Source organism: Limnohabitans sp. MMS-10A-192 (assembly GCF_003063335.1).
GTDB lineage: Bacteria > Pseudomonadota > Gammaproteobacteria > Burkholderiales > Burkholderiaceae_C > Limnohabitans_A.
Genome location: NZ_NERX01000009.1, coordinates 36,391 through 57,364, shown reverse-complemented (window position 1 = coordinate 57,364; position 20,974 = coordinate 36,391). Strand labels below are relative to the sequence as shown.

The 20,974-nt window shown below is 61.8% G+C and carries 20 protein-coding genes; 13 read left to right on the top strand and 7 right to left on the bottom strand.

What is annotated here, in order from left to right:
• From mreD to B9Z43_RS15540, 3 genes are all read right to left on the bottom strand, one after another.
• Positions 1–522 (bottom strand): rod shape-determining protein MreD, encoded by a 522-nt coding sequence (gene mreD / locus B9Z43_RS15550; protein ID WP_108326862.1) that lies wholly within the window; start codon positions 520–522, stop codon positions 1–3.
• On the bottom strand, positions 519–1,472 hold the full coding sequence (gene mreC, locus B9Z43_RS15545; protein WP_108326861.1) for a rod shape-determining protein MreC: 954 nt from the start codon (positions 1,470–1,472) through the stop codon (positions 519–521). The genes mreD and mreC overlap by 4 nt, the downstream gene beginning before the upstream one ends.
• Before the next feature lie 72 nt (positions 1,473–1,544).
• A complete protein-coding gene (locus B9Z43_RS15540) occupies positions 1,545–2,588 on the bottom strand; it encodes a rod shape-determining protein (protein ID WP_062408136.1) in 1,044 nt (347 codons plus the stop codon).
• Between the two features lie 212 nt (positions 2,589–2,800).
• Here B9Z43_RS15540 and gatC point away from each other — a divergent pair, with 212 nt between their 5' ends.
• The 4 genes from gatC (at position 2,801) to B9Z43_RS15520 (ending at position 6,981) form a co-directional block, all read left to right on the top strand.
• Entirely contained in the window at positions 2,801–3,100 is a 300-nt protein-coding gene (gene gatC, locus B9Z43_RS15535; protein ID WP_108326860.1) for an Asp-tRNA(Asn)/Glu-tRNA(Gln) amidotransferase subunit GatC, read from the top strand.
• A gap of 3 nt (positions 3,101–3,103) precedes the next feature.
• Positions 3,104–4,564 (top strand): Asp-tRNA(Asn)/Glu-tRNA(Gln) amidotransferase subunit GatA, encoded by a 1,461-nt coding sequence (gene gatA / locus B9Z43_RS15530; RefSeq protein WP_108326859.1) that lies wholly within the window; start codon positions 3,104–3,106, stop codon positions 4,562–4,564.
• Position 4,565: 1 nt separating this feature from the next.
• Positions 4,566–6,017, top strand: a complete 1,452-nt coding sequence (gene gatB, locus B9Z43_RS15525; protein ID WP_108326858.1) for an Asp-tRNA(Asn)/Glu-tRNA(Gln) amidotransferase subunit GatB — start codon at positions 4,566–4,568, stop codon at positions 6,015–6,017.
• A gap of 247 nt (positions 6,018–6,264) precedes the next feature.
• The gene (locus B9Z43_RS15520; RefSeq protein ID WP_108326857.1) at positions 6,265–6,981 is read left to right on the top strand and encodes an alpha/beta fold hydrolase; all 717 of its coding nucleotides are present in this window, start codon (positions 6,265–6,267) and stop codon (positions 6,979–6,981) included.
• Here the strand turns inward: B9Z43_RS15520 and B9Z43_RS15515 are convergent, their stop codons facing one another.
• Positions 6,982–7,992, bottom strand: coding sequence for a fumarylacetoacetate hydrolase family protein (locus B9Z43_RS15515; RefSeq protein WP_108326856.1), 1,011 nt, complete (start codon positions 7,990–7,992; stop codon positions 6,982–6,984). It abuts the gene before it with no gap.
• Positions 7,993–8,094: 102 nt separating this feature from the next.
• Between B9Z43_RS15515 and B9Z43_RS15510 the strand changes: the two genes are divergently transcribed.
• Genes B9Z43_RS15510 through B9Z43_RS15500 form a run of 3 tightly spaced genes read left to right on the top strand, consistent with a single transcriptional unit; the run spans position 8,095 to position 10,405 of the window.
• Positions 8,095–8,916: an IclR family transcriptional regulator gene (locus B9Z43_RS15510; RefSeq protein WP_108326855.1), complete on the top strand. Its 822-nt coding sequence runs from the start codon at positions 8,095–8,097 to the stop codon at positions 8,914–8,916.
• A 14-nt stretch (positions 8,917–8,930) separates the two neighbouring features.
• The gene (locus B9Z43_RS15505) at positions 8,931–10,070 is read left to right on the top strand and encodes a DUF3108 domain-containing protein (RefSeq protein WP_233250124.1); all 1,140 of its coding nucleotides are present in this window, start codon (positions 8,931–8,933) and stop codon (positions 10,068–10,070) included.
• A gap of 53 nt (positions 10,071–10,123) precedes the next feature.
• Entirely contained in the window at positions 10,124–10,405 is a 282-nt protein-coding gene (locus tag B9Z43_RS15500) for a DUF3567 domain-containing protein (protein WP_108326908.1), read from the top strand.
• 28 nt (positions 10,406–10,433) lie between these two features.
• Here the strand turns inward: B9Z43_RS15500 and B9Z43_RS15495 are convergent, their stop codons facing one another.
• Both B9Z43_RS15495 and B9Z43_RS15490 read right to left on the bottom strand, forming a co-directional pair.
• Positions 10,434–11,528, bottom strand: coding sequence for an AbrB family transcriptional regulator (locus tag B9Z43_RS15495; RefSeq protein ID WP_233250123.1), 1,095 nt, complete (start codon positions 11,526–11,528; stop codon positions 10,434–10,436).
• Positions 11,489–12,865, bottom strand: coding sequence for an aminotransferase class III-fold pyridoxal phosphate-dependent enzyme (locus B9Z43_RS15490; RefSeq protein WP_108326853.1), 1,377 nt, complete (start codon positions 12,863–12,865; stop codon positions 11,489–11,491). The genes B9Z43_RS15495 and B9Z43_RS15490 overlap by 40 nt, the downstream gene beginning before the upstream one ends.
• A gap of 169 nt (positions 12,866–13,034) precedes the next feature.
• Here B9Z43_RS15490 and purU point away from each other — a divergent pair, with 169 nt between their 5' ends.
• The 6 genes from purU (at position 13,035) to B9Z43_RS15460 (ending at position 19,103) form a co-directional block, all read left to right on the top strand.
• The gene (gene purU, locus B9Z43_RS15485) at positions 13,035–13,883 is read left to right on the top strand and encodes a formyltetrahydrofolate deformylase (protein WP_108326852.1); all 849 of its coding nucleotides are present in this window, start codon (positions 13,035–13,037) and stop codon (positions 13,881–13,883) included.
• Positions 13,884–13,890: 7 nt separating this feature from the next.
• The gene (locus B9Z43_RS15480; RefSeq protein ID WP_108326851.1) at positions 13,891–14,766 is read left to right on the top strand and encodes a LysR substrate-binding domain-containing protein; all 876 of its coding nucleotides are present in this window, start codon (positions 13,891–13,893) and stop codon (positions 14,764–14,766) included.
• Positions 14,767–15,107: 341 nt separating this feature from the next.
• Positions 15,108–16,616, top strand: coding sequence for an FAD-linked oxidase C-terminal domain-containing protein (locus B9Z43_RS15475; RefSeq protein ID WP_108326850.1), 1,509 nt, complete (start codon positions 15,108–15,110; stop codon positions 16,614–16,616).
• A 146-nt stretch (positions 16,617–16,762) separates the two neighbouring features.
• Positions 16,763–17,197 carry a MarR family winged helix-turn-helix transcriptional regulator gene (locus tag B9Z43_RS15470; protein ID WP_108326849.1) on the top strand — a complete coding sequence of 145 codons (435 nt, stop codon included), beginning with the start codon at positions 16,763–16,765 and terminating at the stop codon, positions 17,195–17,197.
• A 20-nt stretch (positions 17,198–17,217) separates the two neighbouring features.
• Positions 17,218–18,906, top strand: coding sequence for an FAD-dependent monooxygenase (locus B9Z43_RS15465; RefSeq protein WP_108326848.1), 1,689 nt, complete (start codon positions 17,218–17,220; stop codon positions 18,904–18,906).
• Positions 18,907–18,914: 8 nt separating this feature from the next.
• On the top strand, positions 18,915–19,103 hold the full coding sequence (locus B9Z43_RS15460; protein WP_108326847.1) for a DUF2783 domain-containing protein: 189 nt from the start codon (positions 18,915–18,917) through the stop codon (positions 19,101–19,103).
• A 64-nt stretch (positions 19,104–19,167) separates the two neighbouring features.
• Here the strand turns inward: B9Z43_RS15460 and B9Z43_RS15455 are convergent, their stop codons facing one another.
• Positions 19,168–20,964 (bottom strand): carboxyl transferase domain-containing protein, encoded by a 1,797-nt coding sequence (locus B9Z43_RS15455; RefSeq protein WP_369910414.1) that lies wholly within the window; start codon positions 20,962–20,964, stop codon positions 19,168–19,170.
• Positions 20,965–20,974: the final 10 nt, after the last annotated feature.

Here is a 20,974-nt window from a genome sequence, read left to right as displayed (position 1 = left end):
TCAAAGTGGACGAATGTCGTCAGGTGCAAAGGCACGTCTTTGCGGCGCCAGCAACAAAGCCCCGACCAAGGGCCACAACGTCGCTTGCAACAGGGGTGAAAACAGCTGACTCCAATGAGGCCAAGCGTCTTGAACGATCAAGCGCGTGATCCACTCCACCAAAGCTGCAACGATGAAAAGAGGCACGATCTGCAAAGCTTGCTCACGCAGGGGAAACCACAACAAGCGACGCTGGATAGCCAAAGCGATGCTGCTCAACACCACATAGGACAAAGCGTTTTGACCCAGCAACGCAGACTCGTGCACATCCAGCGCCAATCCCAGAACAAAAGCAAGCAGCAAACCTACACGTCGCGGTTGGTGAACATTCCAAAACACCACAACGATGGCCAACACATCTGGCAGCCAGCGCATGCCAGACAAACCCAACAGCATGTTCACGAGCAATGCCAACACCAAGGTGAATGCAATGAAACGAGGGTTGACGGGCAACAGGAGTGGCCGACCTGCGGGCATGATCATGGTTTGCCTCCTGTCGCTTGTCCGGCGGCGGCCGTAGCGCTCGATTTGTGTTTGCCACTGGTTGGCACCGGCACCACCGGTGCGGGTGGCGCAGGCCAGTCTTTTACCGGCGAAAGCACCAGCAAATGACGTCCTCGCGAAACGGCCATGGGTTTAGCATGAACCCTCGCAAAAGAGGAGTCAACGCGGCGGTCAATTTGAACAATGGTGCCGACATGCAAACCCGCCGGGTAGACCCCATCAATACCACTGGTGGTCAACAAGTCACCTTGCTTCATGTCCGCACCTGCAGGCACAAACTTCAGCTCCAAAGACCCACCCAAAGTACCGGGGTCACCATTGGCCACATGGCGAGTCCCTGTACGGGCGTTCATCACGGGAATGCTTTGTCCTCGATCAGTGAGCATGGTGACTTCGCTGACCAAAGGGTATACACGTGTGACTTGCCCAAAGACACCGGCCGCATCGATCACGGCAGAGCCTGGCTCAATGCCTGCCAATTGCCCACGATCGACCACCACACGCTCACTGTAAGCATCGGTGGTTCCGTACAAAACTTGAACAGGCTTGGAGGGGCCTGAGAAATCTTTCCGCAAATCCAGCAATTCGCGCAGTTGCTTGTTCTCCTGCAGGAGTTGCTCCACTTGCTGCAAGCGTTGGGTTTGCGATATAGACCGCGTCTGGAAACTTTGCGCGGCATCCCGGGCCTCATCCAGGTCCACAAAATAATCGCCCACCGCATGACCCAAACGGCTCGGCTGCAAAGACAACCACTGCAAAGGCGCCAACACCATGGTGATGCCCGCACGCACGGGGTAAGAAATTTTGAGTCGGTGGTCCGCCGCCATCAGCAAAATGGACAACAAAGCCAACAGCACCAGTTTGGAAGTTGCGGACAAGCCATGCCGAAAGATCGGCGGCACACTGCGCTCAAAGGTATCCAGAGCCATAGTCGGGATGCACCGGATTCAGATTTGAAGAAAGACCGTGGAGGACCTGCGTGGTGCAGGCCCGCACGTGCTTTACTCGCTGGTGAAAATGCTGCCCAGCTGGTCCATGCGCTCCAGCGCCATGCCGCAACCGCGTGCCACGCAGGTCAGCGGGTCTTCGGCAACCAGCACAGGCAAACCGGTCTCTTCGGCCAGCAATCGGTCCAGATCGCGCAGCAAAGCGCCACCACCGGTGAGCATCATGCCGCGCTCGGCAATGTCGGCACCCAACTCAGGCGGCGTGTGCTCCAGTGCAGTTTTGACGGCCGAGACGATCTGGTTGAGCGGATCGGTCAGAGCTTCGAGGATCTCGTTGGAGCTAATGGTGAAGCTGCGCGGCACGCCTTCGGACAGGTTGCGGCCCTTGACTTCCATTTCCTTGACTTCGCTGCCCGGGAAGGCCGAGCCGATGTTCTTCTTGATGGCTTCGGCCGTGGGCTCACCGATCAACATGCCGTAGTTGCGGCGGATGTAGCTGATGATGGCTTCGTCGAATTTGTCGCCACCCACGCGCACACTGCCTTTGTAGACCATGCCGCCCAGCGAGATCACGCCCACTTCGGTCGTGCCGCCGCCGATGTCCACCACCATGGAGCCAGACGCTTCGGACACGGGCAAGCCCGCCCCGATGGCCGCGGCCATGGGTTCTTCAATCAGGTACACCTCGGAGGCGCCTGCACCCAAGGCCGATTCACGGATGGCGCGGCGCTCCACCTGGGTCGAACCGCAAGGCACGCAAATGATGATGCGGGGGCTGGGACGGAAAGTGCTGCGGGGGTGCACCATGCGGATGAACTGCTTGAGCATCTGCTCGGTCACGGTGAAGTCAGCGATCACGCCGTCCTTCATGGGGCGAATGGCTTCGATGTTGCCGGGCACCTTGCCCAGCATGGCCTTCGCTTCGTGGCCCACGGCTTGCAAGGTTTTCTTGCCTTGGGGGCCGCCTTCGTGACGGATCGCCACCACGGAAGGCTCGTCCAACACGATGCCCTTGTCTCGCACAAAAATCAGGGTGTTGGCGGTGCCCAGGTCAATGGCCAGGTCACTGGAAAAATAGCGGCGGAATGAAGAGAACATTCGGGAATCCTTAGGGGCCTCAACCGATCTGCTGTGGAGGGCTGGGATGGGCGGGCACAACAATCAAATCTGGGATAGCGTGCGGTCTTGCGCGAAGACCGTTCTTGACGCTGCAGTAAACACAGGATAATACCCGATCCCCTGGTCAAAGGCGTACGTTTGTTCACCCTAGGGCCCGGAAAAAATTTGACCTTTACAACTCTTTTCAAACCATGTCCCTGACCCCGCAGGATATTGCCCGGATCGCGAACCTCGCCCGTCTGGAGCTCAAGCCCGAAGAAAGTGAGCGCATGCTCTCTCAAATCAATGGCTTTTTTGGCATCGTTCAAGCCATGCAGGCGGTCGACACCACCGGCATCACCCCCATGGCCCACCCGGTAGCGGCCATCCAGGACATCACGCTGCGCCTGCGCCCAGACGTGGCCAGCGAGCCCAACCAACGCGATTTGAACCAGCAAAGCGCCCCCGCCGTCGAGCGCGGCCTGTTTCTGGTTCCCAAAGTCATCGAGTAAGCCATGAGTGATCTGCACAACCTCAGCGTGAAAGCGCTGGCCAGCCTTTTACAGACCAAAGAAGTCAGTGCCGTCGAAGTGGCCACGCGCTTTCTGGCCCGCATGGGCGGCAACCCGCACAACGCCTTTTTGGACATCGACAGCGAAGTGACGCTGGCCCAGGCCCGCGCCTCGGACGCCAAACTGGCCGACGGCACAGCCGGCCCGCTGGAAGGCGTGCCCGTGGCGCACAAGGACGTGTTCGTCACCCGCGAGTTCGCCACCACCGCAGGCTCCAAAATCCTGAGCGGCTACCGTTCGCCCTTTGACGCCACCGTGGTCCAGCGCCTGCGCACAGCGGGCATGGTCACCTTGGGCAAGCTCAACTGCGACGAATTCGCCATGGGTTCGGCCAACGAAAACTCGGCCTATGGCCCGGTGCAAAACCCCTGGGACACAGCCCGCGTGCCCGGCGGCTCGTCCGGCGGCAGCGCAGCGGCTGTGGCAGCAGGCCTGGCCCCCGCCGCCACCGGCACCGACACCGGCGGCTCGATACGCCAACCTGCCAGCTTTTGCGGCATCACCGGCATCAAACCGACCTATGGCCGCGCATCACGCTTTGGGCTGATCGCCTACGCCTCGAGCCTGGACCAAGCTGGCCCCATGGCCCGCAGCGCCGAAGACTGCGCCCTGTTGCTGAGCGCCATGTGCGGTGGCGACATCGACCGCGACTCCACCTCGCTGGACATGCCCAGCGAAGACTTCAGCGCATCGCTGAACCACTCACTCGAAGGCCTGCGCATTGGCATTCCCAAAGAGTTCTTTGGCGAAGGCCTGCACGCCGATGTGCGCGCTGCCGTCGATGGTGCTTTGAGCGAGTACGAAAAACTGGGCGCCAAGCTGGTGCCCATCAGCTTGCCGCGCACCGAGTTGTCCATTCCGGTCTACTACATCATTGCCCCGGCCGAAGCCAGCTCCAACCTCAGCCGCTTTGACGGCGTGAAGTTCGGCCACCGCGCCAAGGACTACACCGACCTGGTGGACATGTACAAAAAGACCCGCGCCGAAGGCTTTGGCAACGAGGTCAAGCGCCGCATCATGACGGGCGCCTATGTGCTCTCCCATGGGTATTACGACGCCTACTATCTGCAAGCCCAAAAAATCCGCCGCATGATCGCCGACGACTTCCAGAACGCGTTCAAAGAATGCGACGTCATCGCTGGCCCCGTGGCCCCCTCGGTGGCCTGGAAGTTTGGCGAAAACGCCAACGACCCGGTGGCCGACTATTTGGCCGACATCTTCACGCTGCCTGCATCGCTGGCAGGTCTGCCCGGCATGAGCGTGCCCGCAGGCTTTGGCGCGGGCAACATGCCCGTGGGTTTGCAGTTGATTGGCAACTACTTCAAAGAAGCCCAGTTGCTCAACGCCGCGCACCGACTGCAACAAGCCACCGATTTCCACCTTCGCAAGCCGGAGGGCATCTGACATGAGCAAACTCGTCCAAGGCTACGAAGTCGTCATCGGCTTCGAGACACACGCCCAACTCTCGACCCACAGCAAAATCTTCAGCCGCGCCCCGACGGCGTTTGGTGCTGAAGCCAACACGCAAGCCTGCGCGGTGGACATGGCCCTGCCCGGCACACTGCCCGTGATGAACATTGGCGCTGTCGAACGCGCCATCGAGTTCGGCCTGGCCATCAACGCCCACATCGCCGAGCGCAGCATTTTTGCCCGCAAAAACTACTTCTATCCCGACCTGCCCAAGGGCTACCAAATCAGCCAGTTCGAGATCCCAGTGGTGCAAGGCGGTGAGGTGTCGTTCTTCCTGGAAGTGGGCAAAGAGACCGTGCGCAAAACCGTGCGCCTGGAACGCGCCCACCTCGAAGAAGACGCGGGCAAATCGCTGCACGAAGACTTCATTGGCCAAAGCGGCATTGACCTGAACCGCGCTGGAACACCGCTGCTGGAGATCGTGACCCAGCCCGACATGCGCAGCAGCGAAGAGGCCGTGGCCTACGCCAAAGAGCTGCACAAGATCGTCACCTGGATCGGCATTTGCGACGGCAACATGCAAGAAGGCTCGTTCCGCTGCGACGCCAACGTGTCGGTGCGCAAGCCCGGTTGCGAGCTGGGCACACGCCGCGAAATCAAGAACCTGAACAGCTTCAAGTTCATGCAGCAGGCGATTGACTACGAAGTGCGCTGGCAGATTGACCAAATCGAAGACGGCATCGCCATCCAACAAGCCACCGTGCTGTTCGACCCGGACACGGGCGAAACCCGCGCCATGCGCACCAAAGAAGACGCCGCCGACTACCGCTACTTCCCCGACCCGGACCTGCCGCCGCTGGTGATCGGCCGTGACTGGGTGGAGCGCGTCAAAGGCGAAATGGCCGAACTGCCCCGCGTGATGGCCGAGCGCTTCGTCAAAGACTACGCCCTGCCTGAATACGACGCCACACAGCTGACACAAAGCAAAGCGGTCGCCGCCTACTTTGAAGCCACCGCCAAAGCCTGCGGCCAGCCCAAACTGGCCAGCAACTGGATCATGGGCGAAGTCTCTCGCCGACTGAACGCCAGCGAAATGGCCATCGAACAAGCGCCCGTGAGCGCCGCGCAACTGGCGGCCCTGATCGGCCGCATCAGCGACAACACCATCAGCAACAACGCGGCGCGTCAGGTGTTTGAAGGCCTGTGGAACAAAGAAGGCGAAGTCGACGCCATCATCGATGCCAAAGGCCTCAAGCAGATGAATGACACCGGCGAGCTGGAAAAGATCATCGACGATGTGCTGGCCGCCAACCCCAAGAACGTCGAAGAGTTCAAGGCGGGCAACGCCAAGGCTCTGAACGGCCTGGTCGGCCCGATCATGAAAGCCAGCAAGGGCAAGGCCAATCCGGGGCAGGTGAATGCGTTGTTGATGAAGAAGTTGGGCTGAATACACACATTCCCGACAAACAACAAAGGGACATCTGCCTCTTTGTTGTTTGTCATTCAAGCCAATGATGGGACTCCCAGATAGGCAAGAAGTGTATTTCAGGGTTTTGCGCTTCAATCTTGAAGCGCAAATGGTGTTTTAACGCTTCGCAGCGACCCACACCAGCCGAATTTGCAACACGATAAAGGCCCATCGGGGTCGTGCATGATCTCCCCATCACCGTCTGAGCACGCCCCAAAAGGACCCCATGACCACACCGCATTTGATTCTTGTGCCTGGCTTGATGTGCGATGCCGCATCTTGGGCGCCCATGTTGCCAAGCTTGCAGGAGCATGCCCTGGTCAATGTTGTGGATCATGGACCCGCCGATTCGCTCGTCTTGATGGCCCAGCAGATTCTGGACACAGCCCCCCCATCCTTTCACTTGGCCGGGCACTCTATGGGCGGTCGTGTGGCATTGGAGATTGTGCGGCTTGCGCCTGAGCGCGTGCTGGCACTGGCCTTGCTGGGCACGGGTTACCGCCCCAAAGAAGCTGGTGAAGCAGGCGAGAGAGAAGTCCAGACGAGACAAGCCTTACTGGATGTGGCGCAGCGCTGTGGCGTGCGGATGATGGCTCAAACCTGGGTGCAGAACATGGTGGCACCTTTGCGTCTGACCGATGCGGCACTGATTGAAGAGGTTGTCCACATGTTCGAGCGCAAGTCAGAGGACGTTTTCAAGCGCCAGATCCAGGCCCTGCTGTCGCGCCCTGATGCCAGAGATGTGTTGCAACAGCTGCGTGTACCCACCTTGCTGATGGCTGGCGAATTCGACACCTGGGCCAGCCCAAAACAACATGAAGCCATGGCCAACCTGATCCCGGCCCACCCCACCGTGCAGGTGTTGGCTGGCTCAGGTCACATGATGATGATGGAAAAGCCAGAGGCCGTTGTCGAACATTTTTTACGCTGGCTAAAGCAGTAATCAGCCTTCGAGCGGCACGATTTCCTGCTCGATCGCGCCAAACAAACTCTCGCCGTTTTGGCCTTTCATCTCGATGCGGATGGTGTCGCCGAACTTCATGAACTCGGTGGAGGGCTTGCCGTCCAGGATGGTTTCGATGGCGCGTTTTTCGGCGATGCAGCTGTAGCCCTTGGGCCACTCGGGTTTGCCTTTCACTTCCACGCTTTTGTTGCTCACCGTGCCGCTGCCCACGATGGAGCCTGCGCGCACGTTGCGCGTTTTGCAGATGTGGGCGATCAACTGGCCGAAGTGGAAAGTCATCTCGGGGCCGGCTTCGCACATGCCCACTTTGCGGCCGTTCCAGGTGGACTGCAGCGTCAGGTGCACGCGGCCGCCTTGCCAAGCGTCGCCCAGCTCATCGGGCGTCACGGCCACGGGACTGAAGGCGGTGGCCGGTTTGCTCTGGAAGAAGCCAAAGCCTTTGGCCAGCTCATTCGGGATCAAGTTGCGCAGGCTCACGTCGTTGGCCAGCATGACCAAGCGCACGGCGTCGATGGCATCGTCGGCGCTGGTTTGCATGGGCACATCGGCGGTGATGACGGCGATCTCAGCTTCAAAGTCGATGCCGAAGGCCTCGTTGGCGCACACCACCGGGTCGCGTGGACCGATGAAGTCATCGCTGCCACCCTGGTACATCAGCGGGTCGGTGTAAAAGCTGCTGGGCACTTCGGAGTTGCGGGCTGCGCGCACCAACTCCACGTGGTTGATGTAGGCCGAGCCATCGGCCCACTGGTAGGCGCGTGGCAAAGGCGCCATGCACTGCTCAGGGTCAAACGGGAAGGCATGACGTGATTTGCCTTGGTTGAGCGTGGTGTACAGGTCTTCCAATTGAGGCGCCAGGAAGTTCCAATCGTCCAGCACTTGCTGCATTTTGGTCGCGATGCCGGTCGCATAATGGGCTGTGCTCAAATCACGCGAAACCACCACCAGTTGACCATCGCGTGAGCCGTCTTTGTATGTCGCCAATTTCATGTTGTGTGTGTCCGTTTGTGTCGCGATGCGCTACAGTGAGTCAGCTCACAAATTACGCATTGTTAAACTCGTTTAACTAAACGAAACTTGATTCTAGACGATATGGCCACAGACACCAACCCCGCCGAAGAAGGCAAGGAACGCGCCGGCATCCAGTCGGTCGAAGTAGGTTTTGCCTTGCTGGACGTGCTGGCCCAAGCCCCTGGCCCCCTGATGCTGCGCGACCTGGCCTCTGCAGCCGGCATGAGCGCGGCCAAGGCCCACCGCTACCTGGTCAGCTTCCAGCGGCTGGGTCTGGTGGTGCAAGACAGCACCAGCACCCGCTACGAATTGGGCCCTGCGACACTGCGCTTGGGCTTGGCCACACTGTCGCGGCTGGACGCCGTGAAAATGGCACGCGAACGCCTGCCCGCTCTGATGGAAGAAATCGGCCACACCTTGGCATTGGCCGTCTGGGGCAACCACGGCCCGACCCTGGTGCATTGGCAAGAGTCACCCATGGCCGCATCCGTCAATTTGCGATTGGGCGATGTGATGCCTTTGCTGTCGTCGGCCACAGGCCGTTGCTTTGCCGCCTTTGTGGGCCATGGTGGCAGCGCCGACAAAGCCCTCCCCATGATCGAGGCCGAACTGGCCTTGACCCGCAAACTTGGACGCAGCGACTTGCCCGGCACGGCAGCGCAGGTCAAAGCCATCCTGCAAGAAACCCGGGAACAAGGCTTGGGCCGCGTGGTGAACGTCTTGCTGCCGGGCATCTCCGGATTTTGTGCGCCTGTTTTCGACGCCGATGGGCACCTCGCGCTGGGCGTGGTCGCGCTGGGCTCCTCGGCCACCTTCAATGCCGAGTGGACAGGGCCCGCCGCGCAAGCACTTCGGCAGTTCGCCGTCCAACTGTCGGCCGATCTGGGCTGGCATACGGCCTGATGCACAGCCAGTCCGTGACAACGCCTACCCGCCAAATTGCCAGCAAAGGCGGCCCTTCGCGCCGCACACTGACGTGGCTGACCGTGATCATGCTGCTGGTGCATGGGGCGGTTTTTTTGGGCATGTCGGGCAGTCTGGATTTCCAGATGCCAGACCGGGCATCGGCACAAGTGCGCCCTCTGCAAACACGCATGATCGCGCCCCCGACGCCACCAGCGCCTGCAGTCGCACCGCCACCCAAAGCCCATCGCCCGCGCATTGCGCAAGAAGCTGCGCCAACGCCCGTCATAACCCCGCCCGAAGAACCGCGGGTCAGCGCACCTGCCGAGCCTGATGCAGAGATCGCGCAGGCTTCAACGCCAACAGCAGAAACCGCCATCACGCCCGAGCCGCCACCCGCAACGCCAGCGCCACCACAAGCTGCCAGCGAACCCACCCAGACGCTGCCCCCGGCAGAGGTGTTGCCGCACATCCCTTTGGGCGCCTTGCCCCCGTCCAGTTTGCTGCGGTACGACCTCACGGGCCAAGAAAAAGGCTTGACCTATTACGCCAGCGGCGAGCTGAACTGGCAGCACAACGACCAAGCCTACGCACTGACCCTGTCGGTCAAAGCCTTTTTGGTGGGCTCGCGCCATTGGCGCAGTGTGGGCGACATCACCGCCGCAGGTCTGGCCCCTCGCCGCTTTTCGGACAGCTGGCGTGGCGAACGCGCTGCGCATTTCGACCGCGAGAAAAACCGCATCGTGTTCAGCGGCAACGCGCCAGAAGCCCCTTTGATCGCCGGTGCGCAAGACCAAATCAGTTTGTACGTCCAACTGGCCGCTGCCATGGCTGGCTCACCCGAGCGTTTTACCCCCGGTGCCCGGTTGCAAATCCAGACCGTCACCTTGCGCGACGCGCTGCCTTGGTTGCTGACGTTCGAGCAAACCGAAACGCTCAACGTTGACGGCCAATCGATCAACACCGTCAAATGGGTGTGCCAACCGCGCAACCGGTTCGACGCCAAAGTCGAGTTCTGGGTCTCGGCTCAGCACGATTGGCTGCCCGTGCGCATTCGCATCACACAAGTCAGCGGCAGCTTCATCGATCTGAATTTGCGCGGCTTAGAAAAGCTGCCGCCCTTGCCCCAGACATCAAAAGCCACACCGCCTTGAAGTTCATTCAAAAAACCCCAGATGAGTCACAGAACTTGAGGGAGAATGAAACCATGAACTTGCTGTACGAATCTGAAACCTTTGCCGTGATGCACTTGCTGGCCAACGCGCCAGCAGAAGCCGCGCCCGCCACCAGCAAGCCGCTGCTGGAACGCCATGGTTTTGAAATCGTGGACAAACGTTCCGGCAAAGAGGTGTACCTGGACGGCTCGTGGGCCGAAATGTTCCAGCAACAAATCCAAGCCTGGCAGCAACACACCCCCACACAGGAAGAAGTCGAAGACACGCTGGAAGGCTACACCGGCTTGGCTCAGCAGCCTGTCGTCGTGCACTGAGAAACCACCGACCTGCAAAAAACCGCCTTCAGGCGGTTTTTTTACGGCCAAGCCCCCACTGAAACATCGGCCCCACCAGCATCAGCACCGCCACCAGGCGGCAAACCTGAAACGCCGTCACCACCGGCACGCCCAGTTGCAAGACCTTGGCGGTGATCGCCATCTCGGCAATACCGCCTGGCGCTGTGCCCAAAATCAAAGTGGCGGGGTGCAGACCCGTCAGCCAGGCCATCAGCAAGCCAAAACCCAATGAGAGCGCCATCATCAGGAAAGTGCCACCGGCCACCGACAACAACCATTGCGGCGCGGTGTGGATGAATTCACGCCGAAAGCGCACACCCAGGCTCACGCCAATGACCAGCTGTGCCGCATCCGAGAGGCCATTGGGAACGGCCGACCACGCCACCCCTGACAGCGTCAAGCCCATCGAGACCAACAAAGGCCCCATGAACCATGGGTTGGTGCGCTTGACCACCACCATCAAACCGGCACCTGCCGCCGTGGCCAGCGCCAGCCAGAGCAAGCCCGGCCAATGCGCCAGGCGTGGACCGGGCAGCAAGCTCGCGTCCACATGCAAGCCCCAGCGGTGTTGCGCCCACTGCATGCCAAAAGGCACCGCGATCACCACACACAGCAAGCGCACACTGTGCGCGGCCGCCACCAGGTCGGTGCGCGCACCATGGCGCTCGGACAGCAAGGTCATCTCGGACGCACCGCCAATCGCACTTGAAAAATAGGTGGTGGCGCGCAAAGCACGGGGCGACAGGTGCGCAAAGTCTGCCGCGTGCTGCCGCTGCAACCACCCACCAAACAAAGCCCCAAGCGCCAAGGCCCAGGCAATGGCCAACACAATCGCCCACCACAAGCTGACCACCAAGGCACTGACCTGCGGCGTGAAATACAGCCCCAAAGCCACGCCGATCACCCACTGCCCGGCATTGCGCAGCCAGCCCGAGCTGCTGGTCGGCAGCCCCGACATCGATGCCAGCGCCGTGACGATCAAGGGCCCCAACATCCAGGGGATCGGGGTGTGCAGCCACAAGCACAGCTGCGCGGCGCACCAAGCGGCCAGCAGTGTGGCCGTCACCCGGCCCCAAGCCCCCATGCGGGAGCCCTCACGCATGCCGGCGGATGCTGTCGGATGCTGTCGGCCAGGGTCTGCACGATTTGATCGATGTGTGCGTCTTCCACAATGTAGGGCGGGCAAATCACCAGGTTTTCACCGGCAGGGCGCACCCAGACGCCTTTGTGGAAGCAGTCCATGAAGATGTCATACGCCCGCTTGCCGGGCGAGCCCGCGATGCTGGACAGCTCCACCGCCCCAGCCAAGCCCAGCGTGCGGATGCCGATCACGTTGGGCAGCCCCTTGAGCGCGCTATGCATCGCATCGCCCAACACCTTGCCCTGCTGGCCTGCACGCGCAAACAGGTTTTCTTCCTTCATCAACTCGAGCGTGGCAATGGCGGCGGCACACGCCACGGGGTGGCCCGAATAGGTGTAGCCGTGGAAGAACTCGATCGCATGCTCGGGCGCGTTGGCATTCATCATCGCGTCGTAGATGAAGTCGCGGCAGATCACGCCGCCCAGGGGGATCACGCCGTTGGTCACCGCTTTGGCAAAGTTCAGCATGTCGGGCACCACGCCGTAATAGTCGGCACCAAAGTTCACGCCCAAGCGTCCAAAACCGGTGATGACCTCGTCAAAAATCAGCAAGATGCCGTGCTTGTCGCAAATCTCGCGCAGGCGCTTCACATAGCCCTTGGGCGGGATGTACCAGCCCGCGCTGCCCGCGATCGGCTCCACGATGACTGCCGCCACGTTGCTCGGGTCGTGCAGCACCAAAATGCGGTTTTCCAGCTCGAGCAATGGGTCTTCGGCCCACACAGGTTCCTCGTGGTGGATGTAGGCGTGGTTCACCGGGTCGTGAATGAAACGCATGTGGTCCACACGCGGCAGCAGCTGCGCGCCATACACCTTGCGGTTGGCCGGCAGGCCGCCCACGCTCATGCCGCCGAAGTTGACGCCGTGGTAGCCCTTTTCGCGACCAATGAACACGTTGCGGTGGCCTTCTCCGCGGGCGCGGTGGTAGGCCAGCGCCACTTTCAGGGCGGTGTCAGCCGCTTCAGACCCGGAGTTGCAAAACAGCACCTTGTTCAGATCGCCGGGCGCCATGGCCGCGATCATCTCGGCGGCCTTGAAGGCCTTGTCGTTGCTGGCCTGAAAAGCCGTGGCGTAGTCCAGTGTGTCCAGCTGCTTCTTGATGGCCTCGTTGATCGGGCGGCGGTTGTGGCCTGCGCCCACGCACCACAGGCTGGAGATGCCGTCGATCACCTTGCGGCCATCGTGCGTGGTGAAGTGCATGCCCTCGGCCCCCACAAACACCCGGGGGTCGTTGCGGAAAGTGCGGTTGGGCGTGAAGGGCAACCACTGGTTGTCCATGTTGAAATCGGTCTGGGCCACAGCAAAAGCTCCTCTGGATTTTCTAGACCGCCAGTTTAAGTCCCCGATCGCCGCGCCAACACCCCCTCTGGGCCCCAATGCGACAAGGCCCGCCCTCTTTACAATAGAGCCCGTCCTGAACCTGCTGCGTCCGCACCTCGAGGGACCCAGAACCACACCGCATTGCCCCATGACCACGACTTACATCCTCACCCTCTCCTGCCCTGACCGCACCGGCATCGTGCATGCCGTGTCGGGTTTCTTGCTGGAGCGCGGCGGCAACATCGAAGAAGCGGCGCAATACAACGACCACGACACCGGTCTGTTCTTCATGCGGGTGCAGTTCGCCTGTGACCAAATCGACGGCGACAGCCTCAATGCCCAATGGTCGGCCTTTGCCCAGACCTTTGACATGAAGTGGGACCTGCACGCCACCACCCAGCCCATGCGCACCGTGCTCTTGGTCAGCAAGGAAGGTCATTGCCTGAACGACCTGCTGTTTCGCTGGAAGAGTGGCCTGTTGCCCTTGGACATCCGTGCCATCGTGAGCAACCACCGCGAGTTCTACCAACTGGCCGCCAGCTACAACGTGCCGTTTCACCACATCCCGGTGACCAAAGACAACAAGGCGCAGGCCGAAGCCAAACAGTACGAAATCATCCAGGCCGAAGGCGCCGAGCTGGTGGTGCTGGCCCGCTACATGCAAATCCTCTCCGACGACCTGTGCCGCAAGTTGGCCGGTCGCGCCATCAACATCCACCACAGCTTCTTGCCCAGCTTCAAAGGCGCCAAGCCCTATTACCAGGCGCACGACCGTGGCGTGAAGCTGATCGGCGCCACCGCTCACTACGTGACGGCCGACCTGGACGAAGGCCCGATCATCGAACAAGACGTGGCCCGCGTGGACCACAGCAAGACCGTGGAAGACCTGACCACGATTGGCCGCGACACCGAAAGCCAGGTGCTGGCCCGCGCCGTGAAATGGCACAGCGAACACCGCGTGCTGATCAACGGCCACAAAACCGTGATCTTCAAGTAAGCCCAGCATGTCCGCTGCCTCCCGCATCCCACCCATCCAGTGCCTGCTGACCTTTGAGGCACTGGCTCGTTTGCGCAGCGTGACGCAGGCGGCCGAAGAACTGTGCGTGACGCCCAGCGCGGTGAGTCACCGCGTCAAGCAGTTGGAACAGATCATTGGCACCAAGCTGTTTGGCCGAGCCGATTTTTCATTAACCACCGAAGGCAACGAATACCTGGCCCATGTGCGCGAAGGCCTGGTGTCGCTGCAGCGCTTTCCCAGCGCCAGCAACACGCCCGGGCGCCGCAAATTGCGCTTGGCGGTCACGCCCACGTTTGCACGTTCGGTGTTGATGCCGCGCCTGAAGCACTTTCTGGACGCCTACCCCGAGATCGACATCACCCTGCAAGTGAGCATTCCCCTGCTGGACGTGGTGGCCGAAGACGCCGACCTGACGGTGCGCTTTGGCACCGGCCGCTACTCGGATGTGGAACACGTTTGCTTGGCCAAAGACGATGTCACCCCGCTGGCCTCGCCCGCCTGGCTGCGCGAAAACGGCCCATTCAGCAGTGTCGAAGAGCTGCAAGGCCAGCCCCTGCTGCGCAGCCCCTTGGAGCCTTGGCGCACCTGGTTTGCCGCACACGACCTGGACTGGCCAGAGCCCGTGGACGGCTCCTCGTTCAACGACATCGGCCTGATGTGCGATGCCGCCGCCCAAGGCCTGGGCATTGGCCTGATCCGCACCAAACTGGGCGCACCCTGGCTGGAAAGCGGCCAGCTGGTGCGCCTGTTCGAGCGCAGCGTGCCCAGCCCCCACGCCCACTACCTGTGCTGGCGCACCGGCACCATGGAACGCTGGGAATGCGCCACCTTCGCCGACTGGCTCAAAAGCGCGCTGGCCTGAAAGCAAAAGCGGCCACTCGAAGTGGCCGCCCACTCGATGCGGCATACGGGAATGCGTCATGCGTCATGCGTCATGCGTCATGCGTGGATGTGTCGTATGTGAATGTGTCATACCGGGCTTGACCCGGTATCCAGGCTGTTGAATTCAAGAGCGCTTGGATGCGGGGGAATGGACCCCGGATCTTCGTCCGGGGTGACAAACACCACCTACCGCCGACCACCTGCCTCCTGCCTCTGCCTCTGCCGCCCTGGGCTAAATTCACAAGTCCCTCAAAGATTCTTCAGCCCCCTGCGCCGGGCTTGGGCTTACAGTGGAGGCCTTCTTTCAAGGTCTTGCATGCCATGAGCGCCCACACCCCTGCCGAAACACAGCAACTGACTGCCGCTGAACGCGCCGAGCGCCAACGCACCGTGGTGCAGGCTCTGGGCCGCGTGTTGCCAGCGGACGCCATCCTCTACACCCCTGAAGACACCACACCGTATGAATGCGACGGGCTGACCGCCTACCGCGAGCGGCCTTTGGTGGTGGCCTTGCCCGAGACCGAGGCGCAGGTGCAAGCCGTGCTCAAAGCCTGCCACGCCCTGCAAGTGCCGGTGGTGGCACGCGGTGCGGGCACGGGCCTGTCGGGCGGGGCCATGCCGCACCGCCTGGGCGTGACGCTCTCGATGGCGCGCTTCAACCAAATCAAAACCGTTGACCCCGTGAGCCGCACAGCGGTGGTGCAGTGCGGCGTGCGCAACCTGGCCATCAGCGAAGCGGCTGCGCCCTATGGCTTGTATTACGCGCCCGACCCGTCGAGCCAAATCGCCTGCACGATCGGCGGCAACGTGGCCGAAAACTCGGGCGGCGTGCACTGTCTCAAATATGGCCTCACGGTACACAACGTGCTCAAAGTCAAGGGCTTCACCATCGAAGGCGACCCGATTGAATTTGGCAGCGATGCGCTCGACACGGCTGGCTACGACCTGCTGGCCGTGCTGGTGGGCAGCGAAGGCATGCTGGCCGTGACCACCGAAGTCACCGTCAAACTCGTGCCCAAGCCGCAGTTGGCGCGCTGCATCATGGCCAGCTTTGACGATGTGCGCAAAGCAGGTGACGCCGTGGCCGCTGTCATCGCAGCCGGCATCATCCCGGCAGGGCTGGAGATGATGGACGGCCCCATGACCATCGCGGTCGAAGACTTTGTGCACGCAGGCTATGACCTGAGCGCGGCGGCCATTTTGCTGTGCGAGAGCGACGGCACGCCCGAAGAAGTGGAAGAAGAAATCGGCCGCATGAGCGAAGTGCTGCGCGGCTGCGGCGCGACCGCCATCACCGTGAGCCGCGACGAAGCCCAGCGCATGAAATTCTGGAGTGGCCGCAAAAACGCCTTCCCGGCATCGGGTCGCATCAGCCCCGACTACATGTGCATGGACTCCACCATCCCGCGCAAGCGCTTGGCCGACATCCTGCAAGCCATTTCCGAGATGGAAGAAAAATACGCGCTGCGCTGCCTGAACGTGTTCCACGCGGGCGACGGTAACCTGCACCCGCTGATCTTGTTCGATGCAAACGACGCCGACCAATTGCGCCGCTGCGAGCTGTTTGGCGCTGACATTCTGGAAACCAGCGTGGCCATGGGCGGCACGGTGACGGGCGAACACGGCGTGGGCATCGAGAAAGTGAACAGCATGTGTGTGCAGTTCAGCGCGGAAGAAAACGAACAGATGTTCGCCGTCAAACGCGCCTTCGACCCGCAAGGCCTGCTCAACCCCGGCAAGGTCATTCCAACCCTCAACCGCTGCGCCGAGTACGGCAAGATGCTGGTGCGGGCCGGGGCGATCAAGCACCCGGAGCTGGAACGGTTTTAAACCTTAAACCCATAAGCGACGCCTGAGTGATCCTCAGGCGTTTTTTTCGTCCGCATGGTTGCACACACAACCATCGTGGCTTAAATTGGTTGCGCGCGCAACCATATGCGTTTAATATAGCGTCAAATTTCATACGGAAGCCACGCATGTCTACCCCACTTGACCGGACGCTGACCTACCGTCTGCACCAATTGCACAAGCTGACCGATGCGGACAGCCAATCGGTCTATCCGGAGCACACGGGCCTGTCGATGAGCGATGGACGCTGCCTGACCACGATCGGCACGTTCGAGCCTTTGTCGGTCAAGGAGCTGGCTGAGAAAGCCAACCTGAACAAAGGCCAGGCCAGCCGGGCTGCGCAGGCGCTGGTGGACCAAGGTCTGGTGCGCAAGGAAGACCGGCCCGACGATGGCCGTGGCGTGGTGCTGACCCTGACGCCTGCCGGGCGCAAGGTTTTCCGACGCGCCATGGCCATGATTCACCAACGCAACGAAGACATCTTTGGCTGCCTGACGGAAAAAGAACAAGCGACTTTGAGCGCCATGTTCGACCGACTGATCTCGCACGCACGCCACCGCTGACACACTTGGACGACACACCCATGCACACCCCCACCACCGAAGCACGGCCATCGATTTATTACCAATACGAAGTGTTCAAGCCTTGGCTGGCCTCGGCACACCCTGCGCAAGACCGAAAGAAAGTCGTGATCGTGGGCTCTGGCCCTGCGGGCATGGTCACGGCGCTGGAGCTGGCCCGCCACGGCGTGCCCAGTGTGGTGCTGTCGGCCGAGTTGCAGCTCTCGCAAGGCAGCCGGGCGATTTGCTTCACACGCCGCTCGATGGAAATCCTGCAACAAGTGGGCGTGGCCGACCGCATGACGGCAGGCGGCCTGCCCTGGCGATTTGGCAACTCGTTTTACCGGGGCCAGCGTGTCTTCCGCATGGAAGCGCCGCACGACCCGGACGACCGCTTCTTCCCGATCATCAACGTGCAGCAGCAATTCATGGAGGAGTACCTGCACGACGCCTGCAAAGCCAACCCGTTGATCGATTTCCGCTGGGGCAACAAGGTCAACCAAGTTGATCAGAAGGACGGCTACGCGGTGCTCGAAGTGGATACGCCAGAAGGCCCGTATGCGCTTGAAAGTAACTGGGTGGTCGCCGCCGACGGGGGCCGCTCGGGCATCCGATCCGCCATGAACCTGCAAATGGAAGGCGCGTCTTACGAAGGCTTTTTCGTGATCGCTGACATCAAGATCGACTTACCCTTTCCAACCGAGAGACTGGCTTATTTTGACCCCGAGTGGAACCCCGGCAACACCATCTTGATGCACCGCGAGCCCCATGGCATCTGGCGCGTGGACTACCAGTTGCCTCCGGGCGAAACGCCCGAAGAGGCGCTTCGCCCCGAGTCGCTCAAGACCCGCATCGACGCGCAGCTGGCCATGATTGGCCACGCGGGTCTGAAGTGGGAGATGGACTGGTCTTCGGTCTACTCGGCCCGCACGCTCACGCTGCCCGACTTTGTGCACGGCAGCGTGATCTTCACCGGCGACGCGGCGCACCTGCTGCCCATCTTTGGCGTGCGCGGGGCCAACACCGCGTTTCAAGATGCGCAGTCGCTGGGCTGGCATCTGGCTTTTGTGGTCAAGGGCCTGGCAAGCCACAAGCTGCTCACCAACCACAGCACCGAACGCGTGGGCGCTGCACGCGAGATCATCACCGAAGCGGGCAAGAGCACCCGATTCATGGCGCCGCCCAGCCCCGGCTTCCGCTTGCTGCGCGATGCGGTCTTGTCGCTCTCGCTCACACAGGAATTTGTGCGCCCGCTGTACCACTGGCGCACCTCGCGTCCGCACGAGTACACGCACTCCATGCTCAACAGCATGGGCGACGACAACGGCTTGTTCAAGAGCGGCCCGGCGCACGGCGCGCCACCGCAAAACGTGCGCTTGGGTGCGAACGACTTTTTGCTCGACCACCTGGGCGGTGGTTTTGACCTGCTGTACTTCACCGACACCGCTTTGCCTGAGCCGCTGCAACAAGTGATCCGCGCAGCGCGTGCAAAAGGCATGCCTTTGAACGTGATCGCGGTCGGCACGGACCAGCCTGTGGCCGGCGCAGACAAGCAGCTGCCCGACGCAGATGGTCACCTGCGCCAGCGGTACGGTGTGCCCGCCAACGGCAGCGCGTATTTGCTGCGCCCCGACCAACACGTTTGTGCACGTTGGATCACACTGGACGCCACCCGCCTGCAAGCGGCCCTGAACACCGCCTTGCCGCAATAAGGAACACCATGACCTCAGAAACACTCAGCATCGAGGCCCTCGAAACCGTGTACGACGCCTTGGCCACGGCCATCGACCAGGCAGGCGCCGACAAAGCCCAACTCTTTTTGGTCAAGCTTGCCTTGCTCAACGCCAAGGCCTTGGGCGACGCATCGCTTGTGCAGCAACAGATCGCCACCGCCTTGCAGGATCTTTGAAATGCGTTTCTGCGATCGAAATGAGGTGGCCATCCAGCGGCTCGGCGCTTGAACGCAGACCAGTTCACCAGGTGTCGATGGACAAGGGCCCTGCGGCTGGTGCGATCCTGCCTGACTGCAAACCCGCCACCAGCCACGGGCGGGTGTCGGCCGGGTCGATGACGGCGTCGATCTCCAGCGTGGTGGCCATGTTCAGGGCGCTGCCGTTCTCGTATTGCTGGGCCAGCAGTTCATCAAACAAGGCCTCGCGTTCAGGGCCTTCGGGCAAGGCCTCCAGTTCTTTGCGGTAACCCAGGCGCACCGCGCCCTCCAAGCCCATCGCGCCAAACTCGCCGGTGGGCCAGGCCACGTTGCACAGCGGCTCGTGAAAGCCGCCCGCCGTCATGGCCATTGCGCCCAGGCCGTAGCCCTTGCGCAAGACCACGCTCAAGTAAGGCACCCGCAAATGGGCTGCCGCGATGAACATGCGCGAGACGTGCCGCACCTGCGCTTTTTCTTCCATGTCAGGCCCGACCATGAAGCCGGGCGTGTCCACCAAGCTCACGATGGGCAAGCCATGCGCGTTGCACAGCTGCATGAAACGCGCCGCCTTGTCGGCCGCATCGGCATCGATCGCACCGCCCAGATGCGCCGGGTTGTTGGCCAGCATGCCCACGGGCCGGCCTTCGATGCGGCACAGCGCGGTGTGGATGCCCAGGCCAAAGCCGGTGCGCAGCATCAGCAAGCTGCCCACATCGGCGATGCCCTGCATGGCCGTGCGGGTGTCGTACACACGCAAACGGTTTTCCGGCACCACCTGGCGCAAAGCATCTGCCGGTGGCGCTTGCCAATCGCCCTGCGCACCCTGAAAAAACGACAGGTGATGTTTTGCCGCAGCCACCGCCTGCGCTTCGTCGTCCACCAGCACATCGATCACACCATTGCCGTGCTGCACGGCGCTGGGGCCAATCTGCTCGGGCTTGAACACGCCCAAGCCCCCGCCTTCGACCATGGCCGGGCCGCCCATGCCGATGTTGCTGTCCTTCGTGGCGATGATCACATCGCAGCAACCCAAGAACGCCGCATTGCCCGCAAAGCACCGCCCGGCCACCACGCCGATCACCGGCACCTGGCCATTGAGGCGGGCAAAGGCAGCGAAGGTCGTGAGGTTGAGTCCTGCCACGATGGCCACGTCCACATCGCCGGGTCGGCCACCACCGCCTTCGGCGAACAGCACCACCGGCAACTTGTTTTGCAGCGCGATGGCCAGCATGCGATCGGTTTTCTGGTGGTTGCGCATGCCTTGCGTGCCGGCCAGCACCGTCGCGTCGTAAGACATGAGCACCACGCGCTGGCCCTTGATCTGGCCGATGCCGGTCACCATGCCGTCGGCAGGCGTGTTGCGCACCAGGTCGTCGGCCGAGCGGCGGCGGCTTTGCGCGGCCACAGCGAGGGCACCGTATTCGACGAAGCTGCCCGCATCGCACAAGTCGGCGATGTTCTCGCGCGCCGTGCGCAAGCCCAGGGCATGGCGCTTGGCCACGGCTTCGGGGCGCTGCGCGTCTTGCGTGAAGGCCAGGCGCGTTTGCAGTTTTTGCAGATCGGCGCGAATCGCCAAAGGCTCCGGTGTCGCTTTGGGTGCTGAGCTGGCCGCAGCATGAGCAGACGGTGGCACGGCAGCGTGCGCAGCCGCCTGCGCCGCATTGTCTGCAGCCATGGGCTGCAAACAGCCCAGCGCCTCACCCTCGTTGACCGACTCACCGGGCTGGAAAAACAGCTCGCTCAAACGGCCCGACTGCGGCGCCCGGATCTCGTGCTCCATCTTCATGGCTTCCACGATGACCAGCACATCGCCCGCAGCCACCACGTCACCCGCCTGCACGAGCCACTGC